This window comes from Phaeodactylibacter xiamenensis (assembly GCF_965229835.1).
Taxonomy (GTDB): domain Bacteria; phylum Bacteroidota; class Bacteroidia; order Chitinophagales; family Saprospiraceae; genus Phaeodactylibacter; species Phaeodactylibacter xiamenensis.
Window position 1 is genome coordinate 2,970,670 of sequence record NZ_OZ245931.1, and the last position, 24,820, is coordinate 2,995,489.

Here is a 24,820-nt window from a genome sequence, read left to right on the forward strand (position 1 = left end):
GAATTTTAAATTACGATCCCGAAATGTAAGCCTTTAGTACCAGCCCTGCGAATGAATTCCGGTATGATTTACTTGCTGAACGGGCGGCAAGAGGGGCGGCAAAACTAACTTTTCGTGCCTCAACTGGCTTTTTTCATCGTCTCTCATCATTTTTTGCAACTGAAAACCGTTACAGCAGTATAAACAATAACGGTGCTGGCCGGATTTATTTCCGGGATTAGCCCAATGCCTATACCTTTGGCACATAATATACTGTTCCAGAGCGACTGAAAAAATCAACCATAGATGCGTGTAACCCATCATCTGCCTTACTTATTGCTATTGACTTTCGTATTGTCCGCGGCTACTGAGCTGATGGGGCTGACTGCCCGCTATCGTTGTATGTGGCGCGACGATCCGGCTACCACGATGGTTATTGGCTGGGATCAGGTCTCCGGCACCAATCCGGTCCTGCATTTTGACGAAATCGACTACGGCGGGCAGGCCAATGCCTATCGTTACCGCAAAGCCCCGGACCGCTTTATCAGGGCAAAGGGCATGCAAAACCAATTTGTACGCCTGACCGGGCTCAAGCCTAATACGGTGTACTATTTTGTCATTCAGGATAGTGAAGGGATGAGCAGGCGCATGTCGTTTAAGACCACGCCTAACAACCCGAATCAGCCCTTGTCCATCATTGCCGGGGGCGACTCCCGGAATAACCGGCAGGCAAGGGTGACCGCCAACCGTCTCGTCAGCAAACTGCGCCCTCACTTCGTCATTTTTAATGGGGACATGACCGGCGGGGACACCAACGAAAACTGGCGCGACTGGTTTGATGACTGGCAGGAAACCTTCGGTAGTGATGGGCGGTTATTCCCAATCGTAGCCTCCCGGGGCAATCATGAGCGGGAAAATGCATCGATTACAGAGCTGTTCGATGTTCCCAGCATTGATGTGTACTATGCGCTAACCTTCGGGGGAGACCTTTTCCGTTTGTATACCCTCAACTCGATGATCGCACCTGCCGGCAGTCAGGCCATCTGGCTGGAAGGAGACTTGGATGCCAATCAGCAGGTGACCTGGAAAATGGCACAGTATCACCACGGTATGCGCCCCCATACACAGCGAAAGCCCGAAAAAGATGAGCTCTACAACAACTGGGCCAGATTATTTTATACCTACGAAGTAGATCTGGTCCTGGAGTCTGATGCACACGTGGTCAAAACCACTTACCCTATCCGGCCTTTCCGTGGTGTGGGCAGTGAGGAAGGCTTCATCAGGGACGATGAGCGTGGAACCGTATACATCGGGGAAGGCTGCTGGGGGGCGCCCCTCAGGAATTCCGATGATGCCAAACAATGGACCCGGGCGCATGGCAGCTTCAATCAATTCAAGTGGATATTCGTTATGCCGGACCGGATGGAGGTCCGAACTGTAAAAACAGATGAATCCCTAAATGTGGCGGAGGTGAGCCATAATAACCTCTTCGAAATTCCTCTCGGGCTTAACATCTGGACGCCCCCCACAGGAGATGTAGTCTACATTCAAAATAACAAGATGGCTCAAACTTCCCGTCAACCGATACGGGATGCTACACGCGAAAGCATTCAGGACCGGCAGGAAGAGCGGCTGGCAGACAACAACCCTGCGCCATCCGAAACCGTTGCTCCTCCGCCACCTGCCCAAACAGAGCCTTCTGACCCCAATGACTGGTCGCCCTACACCAAGGTGATGCCCGATGCGCAAAACTTTGTCACTGTTAAGTTTACCATGCCCCGGCCGGGCCCGGTTGCTGCGCAGCTCATTAACCGGGATTATGCTATTCAGGACCGGTTCAATATACCTGCGGAACAAGCAGGTGAACGCGTCAAGAAATTTCCGATTAATGCGTCGCTACCAGAGGGGGAATATTTGCTCATCATTCGTAGCGGTAAGGAGGTACTCCGGAAATATCAAGTGGTCAAACGATGAAGTTTTGTAGTTTTGGGCAGTAAAACCAAGTCCATGGCCACATCCTTAGAAGCGATAAAACAACCGATCGAAGAAGAGCTGAACCACTTTGAAGTGCGCTTTCGGGAAGCTATGCGCAGCCCGGTTTCTCTGCTCGATAAAATCACTTACTACATCGTTCGCCGAAAGGGCAAGCAGGTCAGGCCTATGTTTGTCTTCCTCTCTGCCAAAGTTTGCGGTACAGTGGGCGACTCCACCTACCACGCGGCGTCCCTCGTAGAACTACTGCATACCGCAACGCTCGTCCACGATGATGTGGTGGACGACTCCTTTGAACGCCGGGGCTTCTTTTCCGTCAATGCACTTTGGAAAAACAAAATCGCCGTCCTCGTCGGCGACTATTTTCTTTCGCAGGGGCTGCTGCTCGCCCTGAAGAATAAGGAGTACCGCCTGCTGGAAATCGTCTCCAACGCCGTCAAAGCCATGAGCGAGGGAGAGCTGTTGCAGATTGAGAAAGCCCGCCGGTTAGATATCAAGGAGGAGATTTACTACGATATCATCCGCCAAAAAACAGCTTCCCTAATTGCGGCGGCCTGTAGCGCCGGGGCTTCCTCCACCGTGCAGGATGATGAACAAATTGAAAAAATGCGCCTCTTCGGAGAGAAGATCGGCATTGCGTTTCAAATCCGCGACGACCTCTTTGACTACGGAACGGATGACGTAGGCAAACCCCTGGGCATAGACATCAAGGAAAAGAAAATGACCCTGCCTCTGATCTATGCACTGGACCAGGCACCCAGAAAGGACCGCAAGCACATCATCAACACCATTAAGCGGTACAGCGACCAACCGGAGAAGGTGAAGGAAGTCGTCGACTTCGTACGGCAAAGTGGTGGCCTCGATTATGCAAAGGAAGCTATGTTGCGCTATCGGTCAGAGGCGTTTGAGCTGCTGCGGACTTTCCCGGAAACGCCTTCCCGGCAATCGCTGCAAGACCTGGTGACTTTTGTTACGGAGCGGAAGCGATAAAAAAAAGCCCACGCCAAGGCGCAGGCTCGAAACCACTCTCTTGCCGGGCTTTCCGAAGAAAGCCTGACACTATGAAAACTGTTACGTCTTGATTACACTTTGATAAAAAGTTGGGTGCTCACCGTTCCGGACTTATTCTGATAATGAGCCTGATAGGCCCCCTTAGCCCAGCGGCTTACATCTAACTCACCTGCCCGCTCTACCTCACCCGACCACTTTTGCCGCCCGGCAGCGTCGAATATCTGAACCTGCCCCGGCGATCCGACTGAAAAGTTCAGCACTTCCTGTACCGGATTGGGGAATACCTGGAAATCAGCCTCAGCATTACCACCTGTGGTACCAATAGCTGAGGCTACTTCCGAAAAAAAGAGATAGTCTTGCTGATTGTAATTGGCCAGATAGAGGTCTGCGATGCCATCCCCATTGAAATCATTGGCATGAACGCCGGTTCCCTGTGTGAAATTGGCCTGGGGCAAGACCGACTCCGGGGCAACCGTGAACTTAGCATTTCCATCATTTAAAAGCACATGGCAGGCTCGCGAGCCCGGGACCGACCACTGCGTAAGAATAAGGTCCATATCCCCATCCTGATCAAAGTCAAGGGGGAGGGCTTCCAGCGTAGTTTCATTCGTAATATTCCCGGGAAGATTGCTGGTAGTCACATCTTCAAAGAATCCGTTGCCGTCATTTAGGAGCAACCTGTCAATTCCTGCTGCCAGGGGTGACCAACCGACGTTGGACAGGTAGACATCTGTGTCACCATCGCCGTCTGCATCCAGCAGGCTGACCTTGCGGGTTTCCATGGCGAAGGGCCAAATCGGCAGGCGTTCATTCGCCTCCGTAAAAACACCTTCTTCGTTGAGATAGATATTGCTGCCACCAGATTCTGCGCCCTCAAAAATATCCAGGTCACCATCGTTATCAATGTCAAATGCTTTCAGATCTTGTGTGCTATCAGCATTATTCGGCCAGCGGTCTACGGTCTCATTGGAGAAGTTCGCCCCACCGTCATTAATCAGCACGGTATTGTTCCCTTTATTGCCGATGATGATATCGGGGCTGCCATCGGCATTGATATCCATGACCAAAACGGCATTCCCGATACTTTGAGGGAAGGTGTAGTTGGCAAAAGTGAACTTTCCGCTTCCGTCATTCAGCAACAGCTCATGATTTGGCGTATCCTCGGAGACGAAAAGTAAATCCAGATCACCATCTCCATCGAAATCAGCAATACCAATATCTTCACTGTCTTCCCCGGGGAAATTATCTAAAGTATCGTACTCCGGCAACATCCGCTCCGGATCGAGGGTAAAATGCCCGCTCCCGTCGTTAAAGAAAATCAGATTTTCCAAGGCTTCGCCCGCCAGGACGAGGTCCAGGTCACCATCTCCATCCAGGTCGGCGCTTTCCACATCCATCGTTGCGCCGCTGGTAAATGCGGCAGGCATCTGATTCGTGGCATCCACATAGTTTTGGGCAAACAAGCCCAGGGGCATCAGCAAAGTGATACTTAGTAGTGGGGCAAAACCAGTTGTGTATTTTATTTTTCGAGAAGCCCTTAGAAAAATACGCATCATGTTGTTGCTTTTAAGAGTTATCGGGTTTTTCCTGAAACACGGGACATCCAGTTGAGCAGGCAATCTGCAAACTGATCATTAAAGTTGTTCTGGTAGTACGCTGCCCGGACCTCGCTCTGCCCGGTGGCAAAATCCAGTTGTTCTTCAAAATTGTCCATTTTGAGCAGGGAGTGATTGGTCTTTTCGATGAGCTGAAACGTACCATTGCCAGGGCGCTCCCGGTTGATTAGGCCAGCCAGTTGCTTTGCGCCCCGGTCATCAATCGCAGCAAGGTCGTATTCTCCGTACATGGCCAGCACCGGGCAGTCCACCCTTTGCCATTCGGCAGGCAGGTTTTTCCGATCCAGGGTTTGCCAAAAGGAGTAATGCCTTCCAAAACAATGCTCCTGGCCATCATAGGACATCAAACCGGCAAAAGCAGCCCGGTCTTCATCGGTTTTTAGGAACTCAGCAGGAGCCAATTCATCATCAAAGTAAGCATTCAGCAGGTGCCGGCCAGACTGCAAATCTGCCATTGCCTGCCCGGGGTCTTCGCCCATGCGTATACGCTGATCCCAGTGGATGTCAAACATATAGTCCTTCCAGGGCTTGAGCACGAAACCATAGGCCATTACGCCGGCAGGTTGGAACTCAGCCGCAAGGAAGGGCGCCACTACTCCGCCCAGGGAGTGCCCGTAAAGGAATAGTTGTTCCGTATCAATGCCGTCCTGCTTCAGCAAAGCCTTATATCCGGCTTTAAATGCTAACAGCTCAGCATCAAAATCTATGCTTTCACAGTCCGGTGTGCCGGCGCTATCCCCCACCCCGGGCTTCTCCACCCGGAATACGGCATAGCCATTGGACACCCATTGGTTAAACAACTTGCGCATCGGGCTATGTGGGCTAGCATGCTCTACGGTTTGACAGGTGTAGCCCTGCAGGAAATAGATGACCGGAAATGGACCATCTCCTTGCGGTTTTTCGAGGAAAGACCGCAGGTGACCGCCACCATAGGGCACCTCACCGAAGTCGATAGTAGCCCCCGGAGCCAGCGGGAGCGGACGGGCACCCATAGGGCCTGTTTGAGTCAGCTTACGACCGTCTCTGATGGTAGTCAGGACAACTTCCTCCCCAGCGCTGAGCTCACCTAGCTGAGCTACAATACCGGCCGGGCTTTCCACCGCTTCTCCATTGACCTCAAGGACCAGGTCGCCTTCTGCTATTCCAATTGCTTCGGCAGCAGACCCCGGCATCACCTTTGCCACTTTTATCCCCTTTGGTGCATCCATGCCCGCCTTAAGCGCTTCCGTTGCGCTAAGGGCTGCAGGATAAATGCCCAACGTACCAGAACGTTTGAGATGCTGTGCCTGCAATACCGTAACACTCAGGACAAGCGCACACCATAGTAACCCTATTCTCATGACTTCCTTTTTCAACAAAGGTAGCCGCTCAACCAAAGCCGGGGTTGCACTAAATTGCTAATTAGATCGCACATAGTCTTTTATGGCCAGCACCAGGCGGTCCAGGTCTTCCGCGAGCGTATAGACATTGGGTGTGATGCGCACCCCATTGATACCTTCCCATTTGATGGGGACGGTGTGGATTTTGTATTTCTTGAAAAGATGGTCATAGAGCTTCCCGGCGTCACGGTCTCCAAACCCGACATTAGCAATCGCACCTGCAAGGTCGGGGTTATCTGGTGTATAACTCCGGAAGCCTGGCAGGTCCCGCACCTGATCCACCCAGTAGGTGCGCAGGTATTTCAGCCGGGCCTCTTTTCGGGCGCTGCCAATGAGTTTATGAAACTGCACGGCCTGCCCGATCGCCTGCTCAATGGCAAAGGAACGGGTGCCCAGGTGTTCGAACTTGCGGATATCACTGCTGTCCGGCTCAGGGGCTGCGAATAAGGGATAGATGGCCTCAATTTTAGGTTGGCGCACATAGAGCAGCCCGCTACCGAAGGGGGCACAGAGCCATTTGTGCAAACTGGTGCCCAGGTAATCGCACTGCAGTTCCTCCACCTTAAAATCCAGGTGTACGAAGGAGTGAGCAGCATCTACCATAACGTCGATACCCCTTGCCCGGGCCTGCTCCGCGATAGCACGCACCGGCAATACCTGCCCATTCCAGTTGATCATATGCGTCAGGTGGACAACACGGGTTTTATCCGTAAACTGACTGATGTAACGCTCGGCGATGGCGCTTTCCTCTTCCATCGGCAGGTCCAGGTCGACCCATTTGAGGACGACCCCATCCCGGTGGGCCCGCTGTTTCCAGGCATTCATCATATTAGGATAGTCGTACTTACTCAGCACCACTTCATCTCCAGCCTTCAGCTGTAGTCCAAAAATGACGGTCTCAAGGGCTTCTGAGGCGTTCCGGTTGATGGCCACTTCCTCCGGGCTACTGCCCAGCAAGCCAGCCAGCTGAGCCCGCAGGGGTTCCCTGCCTTTATCGAGAATGCGCCACATATAATAGGAGGGCGCTTCGTTGCTCAGCCGGTTGTAGCGTTCCACGGCTTCCTGTACTACTTTTGGTGAAGGGCTGACGCCGCCGTTGTTGAGGTTGAGGATGGTTGGAGATACGGTATAGGCTTGCTGAATCAGCCGCCAAAATTCCTCATCGGTGGCATCTGGTTGCCGGGCGAGCGCTTCCAGCAGCGCTTTACCGGAATCAGACTGAAAGAAAGGCAGCGTAGCCAAAGTGCCAGCGACGGTGCCCATATGAGAGAAGAACTTCCTTCGGGAGTGCATAGTATTCTGGGATTTTCAGACAATATACACAAGAGGACGGAAAATCATGGGCATTGTGCCCGAAAACGAGAGGGAGATTCGCCCGCAAGGCGTTTAAATGTCCGGCTAAAATACTGAAGGTCGCTAAACCCGCACTGTGCAGCGACATCGGTTACACTCAGATGGGGCTGGCGAAGTAGCGCCTTGGCCTGACGAATACGCTCCTGCTGCATAAACTGATTAGGCGAAAGCCCAAATGCCTGCCGGAATGTCCGGATAAAATGAAACTCCGATAGAGCCGCCTCCCGGGCCACTTCACTGACCAGCATCGGCTGGCTGAGGTTATCCAGCATATAAGCCTTTGCGATGGTCAGCCGCTGATGCAGCTCCTCGCGGGTGGAACGGCGCTTGGCAGGGATCGCGAAAACTTCTTTTGCGACCTGATATTCTTTGCGGACCACCGCAATGGCCAGTTGCTCGAACAGGGCATCATTATTTTGAGATAAAGCATGAGGGCCCTGAATCAAATTCCGGACGATGGATTCGATAGGAGAATGCCGGACAGAATAAGTCCGCTGACGCACCTCGAAGGTCTCTGCTGAGGCCTGCCCCTCCAGCAATTGTTCAGCAGACTGCCCGAGCAGAGATTGCGCCTGGCTGACCTGTTCCGGATCGATGTACAGGCAAAGCCCTTTTACGGTTTTGCGGGACCGCACGAAAGCCGTAACCTTCTGCTGATGATTGACCATCAGGAATTGCCCGGCTTTAACATGATGCAATTGCCCATCCACTTCGTACTGTTCTTCCCCTTCCTGCACATACTTAATTCCAATGCCCTGACTTGCCCGGCAGGAAACCCAATCCTGAAGATCTGAATAAACCACCCGGTTGAGGGGGTTATACCCCGTTTGGAATGCTTTAAAGCCCTCTGCTCTTACAAACTGTGGATCTAACTTCATCTTGTTTATTTGGTCACTTTACTAACGACACCGATTCATTGAGCTGCCCTGCAAGACAAAAGATGAAAAAATGCCCGCTGCCAGACAAAACACAGGAAATCCGGAAGGTGAGATCCGAATACCCGATCTATTTCAGGCGGTCTAAATATTCCTATCTTGCGGCAATAAAGCTAATCTATGAACCCACCACCAATGGATACGATTATTTTCGACCTTGGGGGCGTCCTGATCGACTGGAACCCCCGCCATTTATTCCGTAAGCTCTTTGAGGAAGAGCAGGAGATGGAGCATTTTCTGGAACATGTTTGCACAGGCGACTGGAATGAGCAACAGGACGGCGGGCGCCCGTTTGCCGAAGCAATAGCCTTGAAAACAGCTGAATTTCCGGAATACGGGCCTCAGATCAAAGCCTTCTTTGAACGGTGGCCAGAGATGCTCGGCGGGCCGATTGAGGGCACCGTCTCCATTCTTGAGCAAATCCACCGGGAAAAGCGTTACCGCCTGCTTGCCCTCACCAACTGGAGCCATGAGACCTGGCCGGTCGCCTGGGAACGCTATGGTTTTTTGAAATACTTTGAAGACATTTTGGTATCCGGAAAGGAAAAGCTCAAAAAACCCGACCCCAGAATCTATCACCTGCTACTGGAGCGCAACGGTGTCCGCCCCGGACAAGCCCTTTTTATCGATGACAGCCACCGGAATGTACAGGCTGCCCGACAGGAAGGCATACGCACCATCCACTTTACCAACCCAACGGCCCTGCGCACCGCCCTTCAGCAGTTTGGAGTGATCCACTAACCTGGTGCAACATTTCCGTGTTATTATACGTAAAAACCAGACATAGCGGCAAGCTTAACAGTGGAAAACACATCATTAATGACTTCTATGCTTATATTTAGCCGCAAACACTAGCAAAAGCTGGACCTAGCTCAGCTTTAGAACAACATTCAGCATACTTTGAGAAGGCAGTGCCAAACAGGGGAGTAACCTAAGCACTGCCGAAAAAACACATACGGTGAGAAAACGATCTACGGGAAAGCGTGCCCTTACCCCCCATAGTCCTTTCATAACTAAACGCATAGGTATGAAACAATTCCTGGTATGGGCCACGCTAATTTTCCTATCCGCACAAGCCTTAGCACAGCCTCAACAACTCGTCCGGCAAAAGCTGCTGGAGGGCCTGTCCTGGCGCAACATTGGCCCCTACAGAGGTGGCCGCTGCGTTGCTGTTGCCGGTGTGCCCAGTTACCCTCTGCGCTTTTACATGGGCACTACAGGCGGGGGCATCTGGAAGACAGAGGATGCCGGCCAGAGCTGGGACAACTGCTCGGATGGCTTCTTTAATACCGGCTCCATAGGCGCCATTGCTGTAGCGCCTTCTGACCACAATACCATCTACGCAGGCACAGGAGAGCATCCGGTCCGGGGTGTGATGACCAGTGCCGGAGACGGCGTGTATAAATCACAGGACGGAGGCCGCTCCTGGCAATACCTGGGCTTGAGGTATGCCCGCCATATCTCTGCTATTGTGGTCCATCCGAGATATCCGGACATCGTCTACGTAGCCGTACAGGGCGCGGTACATGGCCCCTCTGAGACCCGTGGCGTATACCGGAGTATGGACGGCGGCATGTCCTGGCAGAAAACCCTCTTCATCAACGAAACAACCGGCGCTGCCAGCCTGAGCATAGACCCTTCCAACCCCAGAATACTGTACGCCGGTATGTGGGACCACCTGCGCTCACCCTGGAGCATACGGAGTGGTGGCGAAGGCTCCGGCCTTTACCGCTCCACTGATGGCGGGCTGAACTGGGAAAAACTGGGCGAAGGCCTGCCTGAAGAAATGGGCAAGGTAGGGGTGTGTGTCGCTCCTTCCAACCCGGCAAAAGTCTACGCCGTAATTGAGGCTGAAAACGGAGGCGTGTACCGCTCTGAAGACAGGGGGGAGCACTGGGAGCTGGTCAATAATCAGCGGGTCACCGTGGCCCGGGCCTGGTACTACACCAAAATCACAGTGGACCCCACCGATGAGGAAACAGTGTATGTACTCAATGCCCCTTTGCTGAAATCTAACAACGGAGGAAAAGACTTTACCAGTATTTCCAATCCGCATACCGACCAGCACTCCCTGTGGATTAACCCGCGTAACCCGGAAATCATGGTGCTGGGCAACGATGGAGGGGCAACTGTGACTCTTAACGGCGGCAAAACCTGGTCTTCCCAATACAATCAACCCACCGCTCAGCTATACCGCATCGCGACCGACAACCGCTTCCCTTACTACATTTATTCGGGGCAGCAGGACAATACCACGATTGCCATTCCCAGCAGGACAGCCGATGCGGGTATTACGGACCGCCACTGGTACCCGGTTGCAGGGGGCGAAAGCGCATTCATCGCCCTTGATCCCGACAATCCCAAACGAGTCTACGGCGGCAGCTATCAGGGCAACCTTTCGGTTTATGACCAGGAAACAAAACTGACAAACGACATTATGGCTTACCCGGCCCTGCGCCTCGGAAAAGCCCCCAAAGACATGAAGTACCGCTTCAACTGGAATGCCCCGCTGCTGGTACAGCCTCAAAACCCAAATGTGCTGCTGCATGGTGCCAATCTGGTGCTGCGTAGTGAAGATGGCGGGCTCTCGTGGACAGAAATCAGCCCCGACCTTACCCGCAACGAACCGGAGAAACAGGGACAAGGCGGCGGTCCCTTCACCAATGAAGGCGCAGGTGGTGAAAATTATAACACCATCAGCTACCTGGCTTACTCCCCACATGAAGCGGAAGTCATCTGGGCAGGTAGTGATGACGGCCTGTTGCACCTGACTACCGATGACGGGAAAAACTGGGTGGACGTCACTCCGCCCAATCTCGGAGAGGCTTACATCAACTGCATCGAAGTATCTCCTCACGACCCCGACCGAGTCTATGTAGTGGCGATGAAGTATAAATTTAACAACTTCGAGCCCCTGATATATCTGTCTGAGGATAAGGGAGCAACCTGGCGAAAAATCACCAGAGGCATAGACGCGGAACACTTTATTAGAGTCGTTCGGGAAGACCCTGTTCGTCCCGGCCTGCTCTATGGCGGGAGCGAAAGAGGCTTCTACATTTCTTTTGACAACGGGCTGCGCTGGCAGTCCTTTCAGCTCAACCTTCCTGTGTGCCCCATCACCGATTTAAAAGTGCAGGGCAATGACCTCATCGCTGCAACATCAGGCCGTTCCTTTTGGATCCTTGACGGGCTATCCCCCCTGCGGCAAATTGAAGACAATATCATACAGCGCGCCCACCTTTTCGAGCCGGAGCCTGCCATCCGCTACCTTGCCGACCTGCCGGATGAGCCGGTATACGGCCTTGGAGAAAACCCTCCCAACGGTATGCAAATTGCTTATTACCTGCCTGAAGCCCTGGACAGCTTCCGGCTACAACTGGAGGTACTCGATGCTTTTGGCAATACGCTTCGGACCTTCACCAATGAAGCACCTGAAACCGCAGACAGCTACGAAGGCGGGCCCAAACCGGAACCCACCCTGCCCGCCTGCCGGGGACTTAATGTTTTCCACTGGGATCTCCGGCGGGAGCCTATGCCTGGTGTGCCCCATGTTTTCATCCTGGGAGACTACAAGGGCAGCCTAGTGCCCCCCGGGCAATACCGTATCCGGCTGACCACCCCCTATGGGGTGCTGAAAAGCGATGCTGTCCTACAGGCAGACCCCCGGCTGAAGGCTCCTCAGGAGGCTTATCTGGCCCAACAGGAATTGCTGCTGAGCATTGAGTCGGCGGTCCGTGAGGTCCATCAGTCGATACAGCACATGCGCAACGTTAAGCAACAGGTTAAACAACTGCATGCCAACCTCAAGCAAATAGACTGCACCCAGGAAATTCTGGATGCCGGCGAGCACCTTATCAACCGGATTACGGCCTGGGAGGACAATCTTATTCAGCCGAAGCAGGAAACCCATCAGGATGTGATCAACTACCCCAACCGGCTGAGCGCAGAACTAATGGACCTGAAAGCCCGGATCGACCATCCTAAACCGGTGGTAACGAAAGGAGCTCTACTGCGGCTGGAGCACCTTTTGCAACAGTGGGCTGGCATGAAAAAAGAGATGCGGAAAATCACCAAAGATGACATTTCCGCTTTCAACGAATTGTATAAGACTTATCAGATACCTGCCATTATGCTGCCGCTGGGGGCAGAATAGAAAAGCTGGCGGCTCTTTCCAACCGTTGCTGGCTAAAAAAGCTATTTTAGCAACGTTGAAAATGATGGAGACCTATTCACCATGTCAGAACCCAGAAGCTTTAATATTGATGAACTGCGCTGTAATGCCTTCACCCGGGCAGGCAAACATTTTGACCTGGCCCGGCACGAGGTTTTCATGTCTGAGACGGACGGGTTTGCCTACCCCCACCGGCACAACTATTACATGCTGCTGCTCGCCACTTCCGGCAATGGCAGTCAGCTGATCGACTTCAAGGCCTATGATGTCAAGCCGGGGCGCCTCTTCCTGATGTCACCGGGAATGATACATGCCTGGGAACGGGATGAGGGGCTGAAAGGATATGTACTGTTCTTTACGGCCGACTTTTTCACACAGCGCTACAACATGAATAAGCTGTATGAATTTCCATTTTACTCTTCCAGCTATGAGCATCCGTTTGTGGATTTGGATGAGCGGAACCACGAAGCCTGCTGCACCCTGCTCGAACAGATGCTGGCAGTGTATCACGAAAACAAGACCGGGATGATGAGCATGCTGCGCTCTTATGTGAATGTCATCCTTTGCCGGGCACAACAGGTTTACGAAGACCGGTTTCAGGCTAACCCAAGCGAAACGCCGCAGCTAAGGGATATCATACAGCGGTTTGAGCAGCTGATTGATCTGCACTACAGCGAGACGAGGCTGGTAAAAGACTATGCGAAGTTGCTGCACCTCACGCCTAACTATTTAAATGCTGTTGCGAAGGAGAAGACAGGGCAATCTGCCGGCCACCTCATCCGGCACCGGGTGATGCTGGAAGCTAAGCGCATGCTGGCTCACGAAAACCGGACGGTCGGTGAAATCAGCGATGCGCTTAACTTTAAGGATGCGGCTTATTTCTGTCGCTTTTTCAAGAAGTACGAAGCCACTACTCCGGAGCGCTTCCGTAAGCAGCTCTTCTCCAGAGCCGGGCATCGGTAAGTGAAAGCTTAAGCCTTAATGCCACAGCCTACCGCTTTAGTTACAGGCGGATGGGGCGTTTCATTTTTCATCAGGGCATTGATGGCATTCTCCAGGTATTTTTCTTCTACGCCTTCAGGGTCGCGCACGCTGTCATCAATAGCACCGTGGTACTTGACATAGCGGTCGGCATCCAACAGAAATACCTCAGGCGTTTTGGTGGCGCCATAAACAGGGTATACTTCCTGCCCTTCGTCAAAGAGGTAAACGAAAGGGTAATCCATTTCCTCTGCCCGCTCCTGCATCGCCTCGAAGCTGTCGCCCGGCTGAATGGCGGGGTCGTTGGGCTGAATGGCTACCACCGGATAGCCCTGTGGGGCATACTTGTTGTGCAGGTCAATAATGCGCTGCTCACTCGCTACAGCAAAGGGGCAGGTATTGCAGGTGAAGATAACGACATAGCCCTTTGGAGCAAGGCCATTCGCATCTTTGATACCGGCAAGGCTATAGGTCTTTCCGTCTACATTTTTGAGTTCGAAATCTGGCGCCTGCTCGCCAACGGCAATGCCCTCCGCTCGCTGGGATACCGCTTTGGCTTCAGGTTTTGTCTCAGTGGCTTCCGTCGTTTCCGTATTCGCGGCTTGCTCTTTTCCGGCTTCGGTGGCATTGCCGCAAGCGGTTAGCAAAAGCCCAAGCAACAGAGCAGTCATCAGGTGTTTCATGGTCAAAGTGTTATGGTTGATAAATGGTATTGAGTTCCTGTTCCAGCTCTTCCAGGCTGTGCACCGCTTCTCCAACGAAGTGGCGGTCCTTGCCCCGGTAAAAAAGGGTAGCCGGTATGGCGCCGCTCCATTCCGGGGAAACCCGGTCAATCCAGTCATTGTACTTGCCATCCAGCAGTACGGCTACCAGTGGCTTAATCTCCCGCTCTTCAACGAAAGGGACGAGGCGGGATTGCAGCTGAGCCGGGAAATCAAGGCTGATGAGCAATATTCGAACCGGTTGGCTGGCGTATTTCTTACCCAGTTCTACAAAGTAGGGCAGTTCCTTAACACAGGGCTTGCACCAGGTGGCCCAGAAATTCACGATGTAAGTGGTGTCATTATTCAGAGCCAGTAAGGGCGCGATATCGTCAAACTTTGGATAGACAGGGATGCCTGCCAGAAGGCTGTCTGCTTTTGGATAGCCTTCGTAGATTGCTGCCACTTCTCGTTCATCAGATGCGCTGCCAGCTGTACCTTGATCTGCTGAAGCACCGCAGCTGCTGGTAAGCAGCATTATCGTGAGAATCAGTCCTGTTTTCATGATGATCGTTTTTCCATACTTGTCCTAAGGAAAACGACGGCGCGCCAAAAGGGTTTACCAAAAAAGGGTGCCGCGTATACGGCACCCTTCCAAAATAGTAATTAGTATGAAATCGCTTGGTTCTTACAACCTTAGTTCTTGAGCGTGCTTTGCAGCGCGCCTGGCTGCTGCGGGTCCATCAGCATAGGCATATCCCCGTCGGTGATAATGACCTTGGTATTAGGGGATTTGGCCAGCTCAAGGAATGCTTCGATGGACTTGAACTGCAGCACGTTGGGGTCGAGCCCCTGTGAGATGATGTTTTGCGCATCCCGGATACCTTCGGCTTCGATGCGGCGGCGCTGCGCTTCCTGCTGTGCTTCCTGCAGGACGAACTCCATACGGAGCGCGCGCTGTTCGGCTTCCAGCTTCTCCTCGATCGCCCGTGCCAGGTTAGCGGGCAACTGTATGCTCTTAATCAGCACCGCTTCGATGAGTATCCCGCGTTCTTCTAGCAGGCCCGCCATCTGATCGCGGATCGCCACCTCAATGGTTGCACGCTCGCCGGTGTGCATGTCCTTGGCGAAGTAACGGGCAGTAACGTCGGAAACGGTAGACCGGAAGACAGGGAGGATGACGTTATTCTCATAATTCCGCCCGATTTCCCGGAGCAGATCGGGTGCTTTGTTTGCTTTTAGGTTATACAGGATGGAAATGTCGGCCCGGATATTGAGCCCTTCTTTGGAAGGCAGGTTGAGACTGACCTCCATATTTTCGGTTTGGACCGGCACTTTGACTACCGTAGTGGTGAAGGGGTTGAATACCCGAAGCCCTTCGGTATATGGCCGGTCAGCATACTTCCCAAAAGTGCGCTTGACGCCGACCTCTCCTTGCTTTACTACGGTACAGCTGGTCGTAAGCGCGGACAGCGCCAAGCACATCATTAAAAACAGGAAATTTTTCATAGCCATTAATTTTAAGGTGATCAATAAACCATAACATTGATGATTTAGTACCACAGGACGCGTTTCGTGAGCCCAAACGAAAGCCATCTTTTCAGCAAAACTAGCTTTATTGATAGCTTTACTATAAAGACAAAGCAAACTGAGCTTAGTTCGCGAAAAAGCTACTTTTTTTGATGGCAATAAAATGGCTGGCCATTCTTCCGGGAGATGCTTTAAAGAAAGAGATATAGTATTACTATCAGGAAAAGAGGAGGCAAAAAAAGCGGGCAGCAGGAATCCGGGGGGAAGCGCTACTGCCCTTGTGTTTCAACGTGCACAGCTAAAGTAAGGATAAATGTAGTACAGCGCAAGTGGCTGGCTTTATTTATTCGCTCCTGCCAAAGCCACGGAAAATGTAGAAAAGCATTGTTTCATCCATTTTAGCGATCAACTATTTGAGATTCTGTCGTATTTTTCAGGCCTCAAACCAAACACACTGAACAATGCTAAAAGAATTCAAGGCCTTCATCATGAAAGGCAACGTACTGGAACTGGCCGTAGCCGTAATTATTGCGGGTGCATTCGGAGCCATTGTCAAGTCGCTCACGGCTGATGTCATTATGCCGCCGATTGGTCTCGCGCTGGGCGGGGTAGACTTCTCCAGCCTCGCTATCGTGCTTCAGGAGGGCGTGTCCAATGACGCAGGCGAGCTCGTGCAGGAGGAGGTTGCCATCCGCTATGGTATTTTTATACAGCGGATTTTAGACTTTGTAATTATCGCCTTCATTGTTTTTATGATCATCCGGTCTTACAACCGCCTGACGGAAAAGAAAGAGGCAGAGGAAGCCCCACCCGCGCCTAAGGGGCCTTCGCAGGAAGAACTGTTGGCTGAAATCCGGGACTTGCTTAAGAAGTAAAGAGGGCGGGTAGGCGGGTAGGAGGAAGGCACTTCAGAAGTGCTTTCCTCCTCCTTCTCATATACCGTTCCAAAATTATTGAAATATACATTAGCTACCTCAATAGCATCACACCTCCGGAGACCTTTTTTACCAGACCATCGCGAACATCACGGTACAACAACTGATAAGTATAAAGCCCTGCAGTGGCTGGCTCCCCTCCGGAAATGCCATCCCAACGTGCAGCAATACCTTCACCTTTATATAGCAAACCGCCCCAGCGGTCATAAACTTCTAACCTAAGGGTTTCATGATAAGGCCCCAGCGGCTCAAAAAAGTCATTGCGCCCGTCATCATTAGGGGAGAAAGCCGTAGGCAAATAGATGTTATCCGGCACTTCGACTTCCACGAAATAGCGGCAGGTCACCGCACAATTGCCGCCATTGCTTACCAAGAGCTGCAAGGTGTCATTGCCGACCGCTTCCAGCTCCGGGTTTGGGCAATCGCGGCAGGAAAGCGGGTAGCTGGACTGCCAGGCGTAGAATTGCCCCTCAGCGCAAGGCGACAAGCGTAAGCGCTCCCCAAACTGCAAGCGGTAAGGTTCCGCAACAGGAGCTGGGGCTTCCGGCTGCGGCAGGACTACAATAGTTTTCACAGCGATGAGGGTGTCAAGTGTGGTGCCGACTTGCAGGCTGATTTCGTATTGGCCGGCTTCGTCAAAACAAATTTCCTGCGGCTCCAGCCCGCTTGCCTGCGCAGGCGCTGCCGATTCGAATGACCAGAATGCCAGCCCGATATCCAAGTTCGTGCCGGTGTATTCTACAGTGGCGCACTGTCCGCTACAAATGGTATCCTGAGATAAAGCAAAACTTGGGTCCGGCTGCTCGAAAACTTCCACCTCGTAGGTGCAGCTTTGGGCGCACTGCCCCGCGTTCAAAACTTGCACCGTATACGCCACATCCTCCTGCGGCGTAGCCAGGGGGTTGGGGCAATCGGTGCAGCTCAGCCCCTGGCTGGGTTGCCATTGGTAGGTGTCGCCGGCGGCACAAGCTTGTAACGGCACGGTATCCCCCGCAGTGACTTGCAGCTGCTGCAAAGTATCAGCGGTGAGCGTGGGCTGCGGCACTACCGTCACAGCCCCTTCCAGCAGAAGGGTATCTTGGCCGGCGCAGTGGGTCATGACCACCTCTATGTTGAACACACCGGGCTCGTCGTAGCAGATTTGCTGGGGCGCGATCTCCTGAGAAGTACTTGGGGAAGCGCCGGCAAACTGCCAGTTGTAGTCTCCGCCTATACGGTTGGCGATGTTGATGCAGCTCCCCGCGCATATCGTCGTATCAAAATTGAGCAGGTGCTCGAAGCTGAACTTAAACAGCCCGACATCGTCAAAGTAGGAATAATTGGATTTCTCAATAGCAGTATTGGGGTCCCAGATAAAATCGGTCTCCTGATCGGCATTGAAATTGCCCAGGGTGATGTAGCGCTCGCCCCCCTGCGCCGTGAAGCAGCCTGAAATTTTGGTATACTGCGTCGTATCGGTGATGATGTCTCCCACGTACTCAATGGTCGGTTCCATGTTGAGCACGCCATCGAAAGGCAATGTGGAGTCGATGGGCTCAGGGGTTACGATCATCTCGTATTTATTGATGTAGCCATGCCGTGGGATGGGTCTAATGTAAAATTCAGCGTAATAGAAACTGTCTTTTTCTAGTGGTTCTGATAACTGCCCGTGCAAATAATCATGAGCCGAAAAATTATTGGTAACGATTTTGTAAAGATAGGCCGCCGTAAACCCATTCCCGGTTCTTGGGAATGCTCCTAGGTCGGTGTATCCACACTCGTTCAGGTATTCCGGGCTGCCAAAGTAAAAAGTCCAATCCAACAAGTACCCCGAGAAAAAATCTGCTCCTGTTGGGCAATTTTCATATTCTTCAAAGCCCGGATTAATAACCAGATTCTGTTGGGCGTTTGTCAATATCGGTGTTAGAAGAAATAAGTAATGTAGGTACCTTTTCATAGCTGGACTGGTACAATGGGCAGGGCGACAGATAACTTGCCGCCACCCTGCAATTTAATTATTCTATAATCACCTTACGGCTGATCCGCTGCTCTTCAACGGATCTAAAGAAACTCTTATTACCGGATAGGTTGAAGGCACTTCGGAAGTGCCTTCAACCTACCCGAAGTTAATTCAACACATACTCCACCCCAATTTTCTCCAGCTCCGCAATAAAGCCATTCGCGGCATTCACCTTCCGCTGCTTGGCTTTCATCTTCAGCTTCAGGCGTTTGGAGCGGTCAATGATCTCCATGCGGAGGCTGTGCGGGCCGGCGTGCTCAGCGCAGGCTTTGTCCACAGCTTCGATGAGCTCCATGGTCAGCCCTTCCACTGGGATTTTCAGGGTGATGGCGTCGGTCATGTTTTCCGCAATGCCGTCCAGAAGTTTCACTTCTTTTACCTTGATTTCCAGGCTTTCATCGCGCCAGCTCTTCTGCCAGCCCAGGTTGAGGTAGAGGGCTTTCCCGATTTCCAGCAGGTGCTTGAACTTCTGATAGTCCTCTCCAAACAGCTTGAACTCCAGGGAGCCATTGTAATCCTGAAGCTCAAAAATGCCCCAGCCATTGCCGTTTTTGCTGATGAGGTGGCGGGCATTGATCACCATGCCGGCTACGTTGAGAGAGGGCCGGTTTTTGCTGTCCTCCACCTGGTCCAGCGGGCAGTTGGTGAAGTTTTCCACTTCCACTTTGTAGTCATCCAGCGGATGCCCGCTGATGAAGATGCCGGTGACGTTTTTCTCATTGTTGAGCTGCTCGATGAGCGGCCAGGGCTCGCACTCGGGCACCTCGGGCTCAGGGATCAGAACTTCATCTGAATCTCCAAAAAGAGAATTCACCGCCTGTGCCTTTTGCGCCTGATAGGCATTGCCGTAGCGCAGGGCGTGCTCCAAAAGGCTGTCGTATTTGTCAGATGGGGTAAAATACTGCGCCCGGTGGGTCTCCTCAAAGCAGTCGAAGCCGCCGCCCATTGCGAGCGTTTCCATCACTTTTTTATTGATAGAACGCAAATTGAGGCGCCGTACCAGATCAAATATGCTCTCGTATTTACCATTCGCTTCCCGCTCCTCCACAATGGCTTCCACGGGCCCCTCTCCCACCCCACGCAGGGCAGTCAGGCCAAAGCGGATATGTCCGCTCTTGTCTACCGAAAAGTCGGCAACCGATTCATTCACACTTGGTCCAAGTACATTCAGCCCCATACGCTTGCATTCCTGCAGGAAGAAGGTCACCTTGCTGATGTCGTTCTTGTTGTTGGTCAGCACGCTGGCCATGAACTCCGCTGGGTAATGCGCCTTAAGGTAGGCGGTTTGGAAGGCGACGAAGGCATAGCAGGTCGAGTGCGACTTATTAAAGGCGTAAGAGGCGAAAGCTTCCCAGTCCTTCCAGACTTTCTCCAGCTTGTCCTTATCATGGCCGCGCTCCACCCCTCCTTCGATAAACTTAGGGTGCAGTTCGTCAATGATCTTCTTTTTCTTCTTACCCATGCCCTTCCGCAGCATATCCGCCTGACCTTTGGTAAAGCCGGCCAGCTTTTGCGAAAGCAACATTACCTGCTCCTGATAGACCGTAATACCGTAAGTTTCCTCCAGGTACTCCTGCATATCGGGCAAGTCGTAAGTCACCGGTTTGCGCCCGTGCTTACGGTCGATAAATTCCGGGATGTACTCCAGCGGGCCGGGGCGGTAGAGGGCGTTCATGGCGATGAGGTCCTCAAAGGCGGTAGGCTTGAGCTCCTTCATGTACTTCTGCATGCCTGCGGACTCGTACTGGAAAATGCCGACCGTTTCCCCTCGCTGAAAAAGCTCGTAGGTCTTGGGGTCATCCAGCGGGATCATATCCATATCGAGCTTGACATCGTGGTTCCGTTCTGCCATAGCCACCGCCTTCTTGATGATGGTCAGGGTTTTCAGACCCAGGAAGTCCATCTTAAGCAGGCCGGCGTCTTCCGCCACGCTGTTGTCAAACTGAGAGACGAGCATGCCGGTGTCCTTGTCCGCAGTCACCGGTACGTAGCGGGTGATGTCATCTGGTGTAATGACCACTCCACAGGCGTGTATGCCAGTGTTCCGGACGGAGCCTTCAAGTTTGCGGGCCGTTTGGATCATCTGCCCGATTTTGTCGTCGGCCTCGGCCAGTTGCCGGAACTGATAGGCTTTTTCGCGCTCTTCGCTGTTAAGGGCGCCTTTGAGCTTGTCGTCGATATCGCCATCCTTCAGCACTTTGGCGAGGCTGGCTTTGAGGTGATTGGGGAAGGTCTTGGCTACCCGGTCCACTTCGGAAAGCGGCACATCCATCACCCGACCTACATCGCGCAGGCTGGATTTGGCAGCCATCGTACCATAGGTGACAATTTGGGCGACCTGGTTTTGCCCGTATTTGTCGATCACATAGTCGATGACCTTCTGCCGGCCTTCGTCATCAAAGTCAATATCAATATCCGGCATGGAAATCCGCTCCGGGTTGAGAAATCGCTCAAACAGGAGGTCGTACTTGATCGGATCGACATTCGTAATCCCCACACAGTAGGCCACTGCCGAACCCGCCGCCGAGCCCCGCCCTGGGCCAACAGAAACGCCCATCTCCCGGGCCGTGGTGGTGAAGTCCTGCACGATAAGGAAGTAGCCGGGGTAGCCGGAGTTTTCAATGACAGAAAGCTCGAAGTCGAGGCGTTCTTTGATCTCAGGCGTAATCGTACCGTACCGTTTTTTAGCGCCTTCGTAGGTCAGGTGGCGCAGGTAATCGTCCTGCGTGGCAAATTGCTCCGGCATGGGGAAAGCCGGCAGGAGAATATCCCGGGCCAGCGTGAGCTTATCGATCTTGTCGTAAATCTCAATGGTATTCGCCAGTGCCTCTTCGTGGTCGTGGAAGAGCTCTGACATCTGCTGCTGTGTCTTGAAGTAGAAGTCAGAACTCGGGAACTTGAAACGGGTGCTCTCTTCCAGCAGGCTGCCGGTATTGATGCAGAGCAGGATATCGTGGGGCATCCAATCGTCCTCCTCCACGTAGTGGGAGTCATTGGTGGCAATGACCTTAACGTTGTGCTTTTGGGCCAGCTTCAGCAGCTTTTGGTTGACGGCTTCCTGACTGAGGTTGGAGTAGATTGGATTGCCTTTGCTGTCTTTACCTACGTCGATATTGTCCAGCCCGCGGTGGCGCTGTAGCTCAATGTAGTAATCATCCCCGAAAATATTCAGCCACCACTTCAACTCCTGCTCGGCTTCCTCATCTTTACCCGCCAGAAAAAGCTGCGGGATGATGGCACCAATGCAACAGGAAGTAACAACCAGGCCTTCGTGGTACTTCTCAATTAATTCCTTGTCGATACGGGGGTACTTGCTGTAGGTGCCCTCGATAAAGCCCAGGGAGCAAAGCTTGCTCAGGTTTTCGTACCCTTTCTGGTTTTTGGCCAGCATAAGTTGGTGGTAGCGGCGGTCTCTTTCCCCTTTGGCTCTGGAAAAGGCTTTCTTATGCCGGTCCTCCACCACGTAAAACTCACAGCCGATGATAGGCTTGAGGTCGCGCCTTTCGGCCTCCGCGACAAACTTGAAAGCGCCAAACATATTGCCGTGGTCTGTCAGGGCAACGCCTTTTTGACCGTCTTTGGCGGCTTTGTCCATCATGGCCCCGATATCGGAGGCGCCATCGAGCAGTGAATATTGAGTATGACAGTGCAGGTGTACGAATTCCGGCATGGTATTATCGGTTTCGGCTGAAAAAGAGAAGGCTTTTCGAGCTGTTATTGACAGTTTCTACGATATACGCAATATGAAGTGGTTTGCAGCATCGCCCGTGACGAAGCGTAGCTTATCAGGGCAAGCGCAAGCCACTTCTCAGCGTAAATGCTGACATTGAGTAGGTTTGCTGTGGCAAACCATTCAATCGTCAGTATAACACCGAAAATAGGGCTTTCGGTTGAAGCAAAAAATTAAATTGGGAAAGAGTTTTCCACATCGGCTGCGGACCTTAGGGACAGAAAGGGAATGCCAGGAAACAGGACAAGTGCTCTCTGTAGACAGGGAACACTTGTTGTTGTCTTTTTCCGGTACAAGGCGCAACCTGTACCGGTGTCGAAAGGAGTTCAGGCAACCTAACTAACAAAGCTGCCTTTTACCAAACCAGGTTGACAGACCTGCCTGCTTGGGCTACAGCCTCACGGGCAGGTAGGAATAAATGATGAAATTTTTTCTCTGCCACTAAGCAGCATACTTCATCAGGTAATTCGTCGCGTCCTCCACGGTTTCAATGGCATCGTATTCCTCAGCAGAAAGGTACGCGTTGAAGCGGCTTTCCAGCTCTGCAATCAGTAGCATCAGGTCGATAGCATCCAGATAAAGGTCTTCCTGAAGGCGGCTGTAAGGGTGAATATTGTCAACCGGCATATTCAAACGCCAGCTGATCAGGTCAATGACGCGGTTTTGAATCGTGTGGGTAGCAGCGGGGGATTCTACAGTTATTTGATTTGTCATAGCGGGTATTGCGTTACTTTTCGAGGTAGATAACGAACACCGTCGCCAATTGGTTGCCTGACGTTTTTCAATTTTGTCGAAAAAAAAGACCGATTGGTCTTTTCCAGTCATTTCTTCGTCTTTGGGGCATCTATTCTGAGCTGCTCAGCCTGGAAGCACCAATATGCTTTTGGTAAAATCTCCATACCTCCTGTGCCACATCACGGCCCAATTCCAGGCCCGCAACATTCTCACTTTGAATGTGATAGCCTCCCAGCACCCTTGAAATCCCAGCCATCTCTGCCGTTTCTGTAAAGGTTGGGAACTCAAGCACTACTGTATCACCAAGGTTATCCGGCTCCGTCAGTGCCCCGGCGACGAGTTGCTGACTTTCGCCAAATTGGTCGCTTCCGGTAAAAAGACGCAGGGCTTCCGCACAGGCACCACTGATCGTACTGTGACCGGAGACGTAACTTGGGAAAGGCGGACAGAGGAATTCTGCTGGGGAATAAGGGCGCCATTCTTCGCCTTTCATCTTCACGAAGCCTTTGCCCGGGCCTGCCCAACCAGTGATCTCTTTACCGCGGTAATGATCATGGACCAGCGCGTAGGGGCGTGCAAAATCATAGTGCATCTTGGAATCCCAGGAAGCGATGAAGGCATCCATAGCGGTGACTTGATTCAGGAAGTACATTTTCACGTCTTCATCCAGGGTATGCTTATCGCGCCGGGAGACATCCTGAGCAAACTTTAGCCAGTGCCCGGCCTGCTGCACCGATTGGGGGCCATCGCGCATAAACTCCACCAAAGCTTTTTCCGCATCGGTCAGGTTGGCTTGCATTTCCACTACTTCCTCGACTTCTTTGGCCAGTTGTTCTGAACCTTTCATCGGAGGCGGCCCCGGACGGAACTGATCAGCAGATTGGATGCCGATCGTTTTGACCAACTGCCAGTAGGGTGTCAGGCAGCCTGGCGCGTAGCGTTGCCCATCCTTCGTGACAAAATACTTAGGCTGCCAGCGGTTGATATCTACATTTTCTTCCGGTGTATTCACCGGCAGGTAACCTGTGTAGTCCGCATAGACCATGCCATTGGCTCCTTCGGCCTCGCCGTACTGATTGGCCCCATCTCCTTTTCTGGCTTCGATTACAGCTGAGGCTGCCAGATTGCCGATGCCAGCGGGAGTAGCAGGGTCCAAAGAATGGTTGTCCGGGTCATAGCCCAATTCCACCATAAACGACCTGAACAACAAGCTATCGGTGTAGTAGTACTCGCACAGGGCCCTGTAGGCCGCATAGCTAATGGCTTCTTCCTTGTTGTCCAGCATTTGTGCGGAGATGGGCTGACGCTCTACATCGCTGAGATAAACCGGCGAAGCCTGCTCATCGTAACGCGACCAGGCATCAAATACGGCCACAAAGATGAGCCCGAGGTAACGGGAAGTCACCGTTGGGCGGGGGTTGAAACGCTCCGTGTCATTGGCGGTAGCCTGTAGCGCCATTTCTCCCCACTTGTAGGCAATATTTTCTGCGCCCATGGGTTCTTCAGTTGCCTGAGTAGCTGCCTTATCCATTTGTTCAGATGGCGCACAACCCACCAGTAACAGCGCCCATGCAAGCGGTAAAATGTAAAGAAATCTCTTCATAACGGTGTTCGTTTATTTATAGCTTGTTTTCAGCTCCGGTACCATATCGGTACGCCAAAGCATATGCCCTTTAAGAATTGAATACACTGACAATAAGGGAGGGGGGAAATGGCGGATAAGGAACAGGTAGCACGCTTTAAACAGGGCGATCCTGTAAAAGCTAGCCTAAC

The 24,820-nt window shown here is 52.5% G+C and carries 17 protein-coding genes; 6 read left to right on the forward strand and 11 right to left on the reverse strand.

Annotated features, from left to right (window positions below; genetic code table 11):
* Positions 1 to 285 precede the first annotated feature (285 nt).
* Together ACO08I_RS10955 and ACO08I_RS10960 are read left to right on the forward strand one after the other, a co-directional pair.
* Complete coding sequence (locus tag ACO08I_RS10955) at positions 286 to 1,953, forward strand: purple acid phosphatase family protein (protein ID WP_282784416.1); 1,668 nt, start codon at positions 286 to 288, stop codon at positions 1,951 to 1,953.
* 33 nt (positions 1,954 to 1,986) lie between these two features.
* Positions 1,987 to 2,961 carry a polyprenyl synthetase family protein gene (locus ACO08I_RS10960; RefSeq protein ID WP_282784418.1) on the forward strand — a complete coding sequence of 325 codons (975 nt, stop codon included), beginning with the start codon at positions 1,987 to 1,989 and terminating at the stop codon, positions 2,959 to 2,961.
* A gap of 92 nt (positions 2,962 to 3,053) precedes the next feature.
* Here ACO08I_RS10960 and ACO08I_RS10965 read toward each other — a convergent pair whose 3' ends face one another.
* From ACO08I_RS10965 to ACO08I_RS10980, 4 genes are read right to left on the reverse strand one after another with little or no spacing between them, the layout of a single operon-like run.
* Positions 3,054 to 4,538 carry a T9SS type A sorting domain-containing protein gene (locus ACO08I_RS10965; RefSeq protein ID WP_421949323.1) on the reverse strand — a complete coding sequence of 495 codons (1,485 nt, stop codon included), beginning with the start codon at positions 4,536 to 4,538 and terminating at the stop codon, positions 3,054 to 3,056.
* A 17-nt stretch (positions 4,539 to 4,555) separates the two neighbouring features.
* The gene (locus ACO08I_RS10970; protein WP_421949324.1) at positions 4,556 to 5,938 is read right to left on the reverse strand and encodes an alpha/beta fold hydrolase; all 1,383 of its coding nucleotides are present in this window, start codon (positions 5,936 to 5,938) and stop codon (positions 4,556 to 4,558) included.
* A 57-nt stretch (positions 5,939 to 5,995) separates the two neighbouring features.
* Positions 5,996 to 7,270, reverse strand: coding sequence for an aminotransferase class V-fold PLP-dependent enzyme (locus tag ACO08I_RS10975; protein WP_282784424.1), 1,275 nt, complete (start codon positions 7,268 to 7,270; stop codon positions 5,996 to 5,998).
* Positions 7,271 to 7,314: 44 nt separating this feature from the next.
* Positions 7,315 to 8,208 (reverse strand): helix-turn-helix domain-containing protein, encoded by an 894-nt coding sequence (locus ACO08I_RS10980; RefSeq protein ID WP_421949325.1) that lies wholly within the window; start codon positions 8,206 to 8,208, stop codon positions 7,315 to 7,317.
* 177 nt (positions 8,209 to 8,385) lie between these two features.
* Here ACO08I_RS10980 and ACO08I_RS10985 point away from each other — a divergent pair, with 177 nt between their 5' ends.
* The 3 genes from ACO08I_RS10985 to ACO08I_RS10995 all read left to right on the forward strand — a co-directional run bounded on the left by ACO08I_RS10985 (position 8,386) and on the right by ACO08I_RS10995 (position 13,399).
* A complete protein-coding gene (locus ACO08I_RS10985; RefSeq protein WP_421949326.1) occupies positions 8,386 to 9,006 on the forward strand; it encodes an HAD family hydrolase in 621 nt (206 codons plus the stop codon).
* 286 nt (positions 9,007 to 9,292) lie between these two features.
* On the forward strand, positions 9,293 to 12,418 hold the full coding sequence (locus ACO08I_RS10990; RefSeq protein ID WP_282784430.1) for a glycosyl hydrolase: 3,126 nt from the start codon (positions 9,293 to 9,295) through the stop codon (positions 12,416 to 12,418).
* Between the two features lie 81 nt (positions 12,419 to 12,499).
* Entirely contained in the window at positions 12,500 to 13,399 is a 900-nt protein-coding gene (locus tag ACO08I_RS10995; RefSeq protein ID WP_282784432.1) for a helix-turn-helix domain-containing protein, read from the forward strand.
* An 8-nt stretch (positions 13,400 to 13,407) separates the two neighbouring features.
* On the opposite strand, the gene ACO08I_RS11000 is transcribed toward ACO08I_RS10995, so the two are convergent.
* From ACO08I_RS11000 to ACO08I_RS11010, 3 genes are all read right to left on the reverse strand, one after another.
* On the reverse strand, positions 13,408 to 14,100 hold the full coding sequence (locus ACO08I_RS11000; protein ID WP_282784434.1) for a thioredoxin family protein: 693 nt from the start codon (positions 14,098 to 14,100) through the stop codon (positions 13,408 to 13,410).
* 10 nt (positions 14,101 to 14,110) lie between these two features.
* On the reverse strand, positions 14,111 to 14,683 hold the full coding sequence (locus ACO08I_RS11005; protein ID WP_282784436.1) for a TlpA disulfide reductase family protein: 573 nt from the start codon (positions 14,681 to 14,683) through the stop codon (positions 14,111 to 14,113).
* Between the two features lie 131 nt (positions 14,684 to 14,814).
* Positions 14,815 to 15,627 (reverse strand): prohibitin family protein, encoded by an 813-nt coding sequence (locus tag ACO08I_RS11010; protein ID WP_044221545.1) that lies wholly within the window; start codon positions 15,625 to 15,627, stop codon positions 14,815 to 14,817.
* A gap of 482 nt (positions 15,628 to 16,109) precedes the next feature.
* Between ACO08I_RS11010 and mscL the strand changes: the two genes are divergently transcribed.
* Positions 16,110 to 16,523, forward strand: a complete 414-nt coding sequence (gene mscL / locus ACO08I_RS11015; protein WP_282784439.1) for a large-conductance mechanosensitive channel protein MscL — start codon at positions 16,110 to 16,112, stop codon at positions 16,521 to 16,523.
* A 94-nt stretch (positions 16,524 to 16,617) separates the two neighbouring features.
* On the opposite strand, the gene ACO08I_RS11020 is transcribed toward mscL, so the two are convergent.
* From ACO08I_RS11020 to ACO08I_RS11035, 4 genes are all read right to left on the reverse strand, one after another.
* A complete protein-coding gene (locus ACO08I_RS11020; protein ID WP_421949327.1) occupies positions 16,618 to 18,477 on the reverse strand; it encodes a gliding motility-associated C-terminal domain-containing protein in 1,860 nt (619 codons plus the stop codon).
* Positions 18,478 to 18,688: 211 nt separating this feature from the next.
* Complete coding sequence (gene dnaE, locus ACO08I_RS11025) at positions 18,689 to 22,252, reverse strand: DNA polymerase III subunit alpha (RefSeq protein WP_421949328.1); 3,564 nt, start codon at positions 22,250 to 22,252, stop codon at positions 18,689 to 18,691.
* Between the two features lie 501 nt (positions 22,253 to 22,753).
* Complete coding sequence (locus tag ACO08I_RS11030; RefSeq protein ID WP_282784897.1) at positions 22,754 to 23,026, reverse strand: acyl carrier protein; 273 nt, start codon at positions 23,024 to 23,026, stop codon at positions 22,754 to 22,756.
* Between the two features lie 130 nt (positions 23,027 to 23,156).
* Complete coding sequence (locus ACO08I_RS11035; protein WP_421949329.1) at positions 23,157 to 24,650, reverse strand: DUF6851 domain-containing protein; 1,494 nt, start codon at positions 24,648 to 24,650, stop codon at positions 23,157 to 23,159.
* Between the last annotated feature and the right edge of the window lie 170 nt (positions 24,651 to 24,820).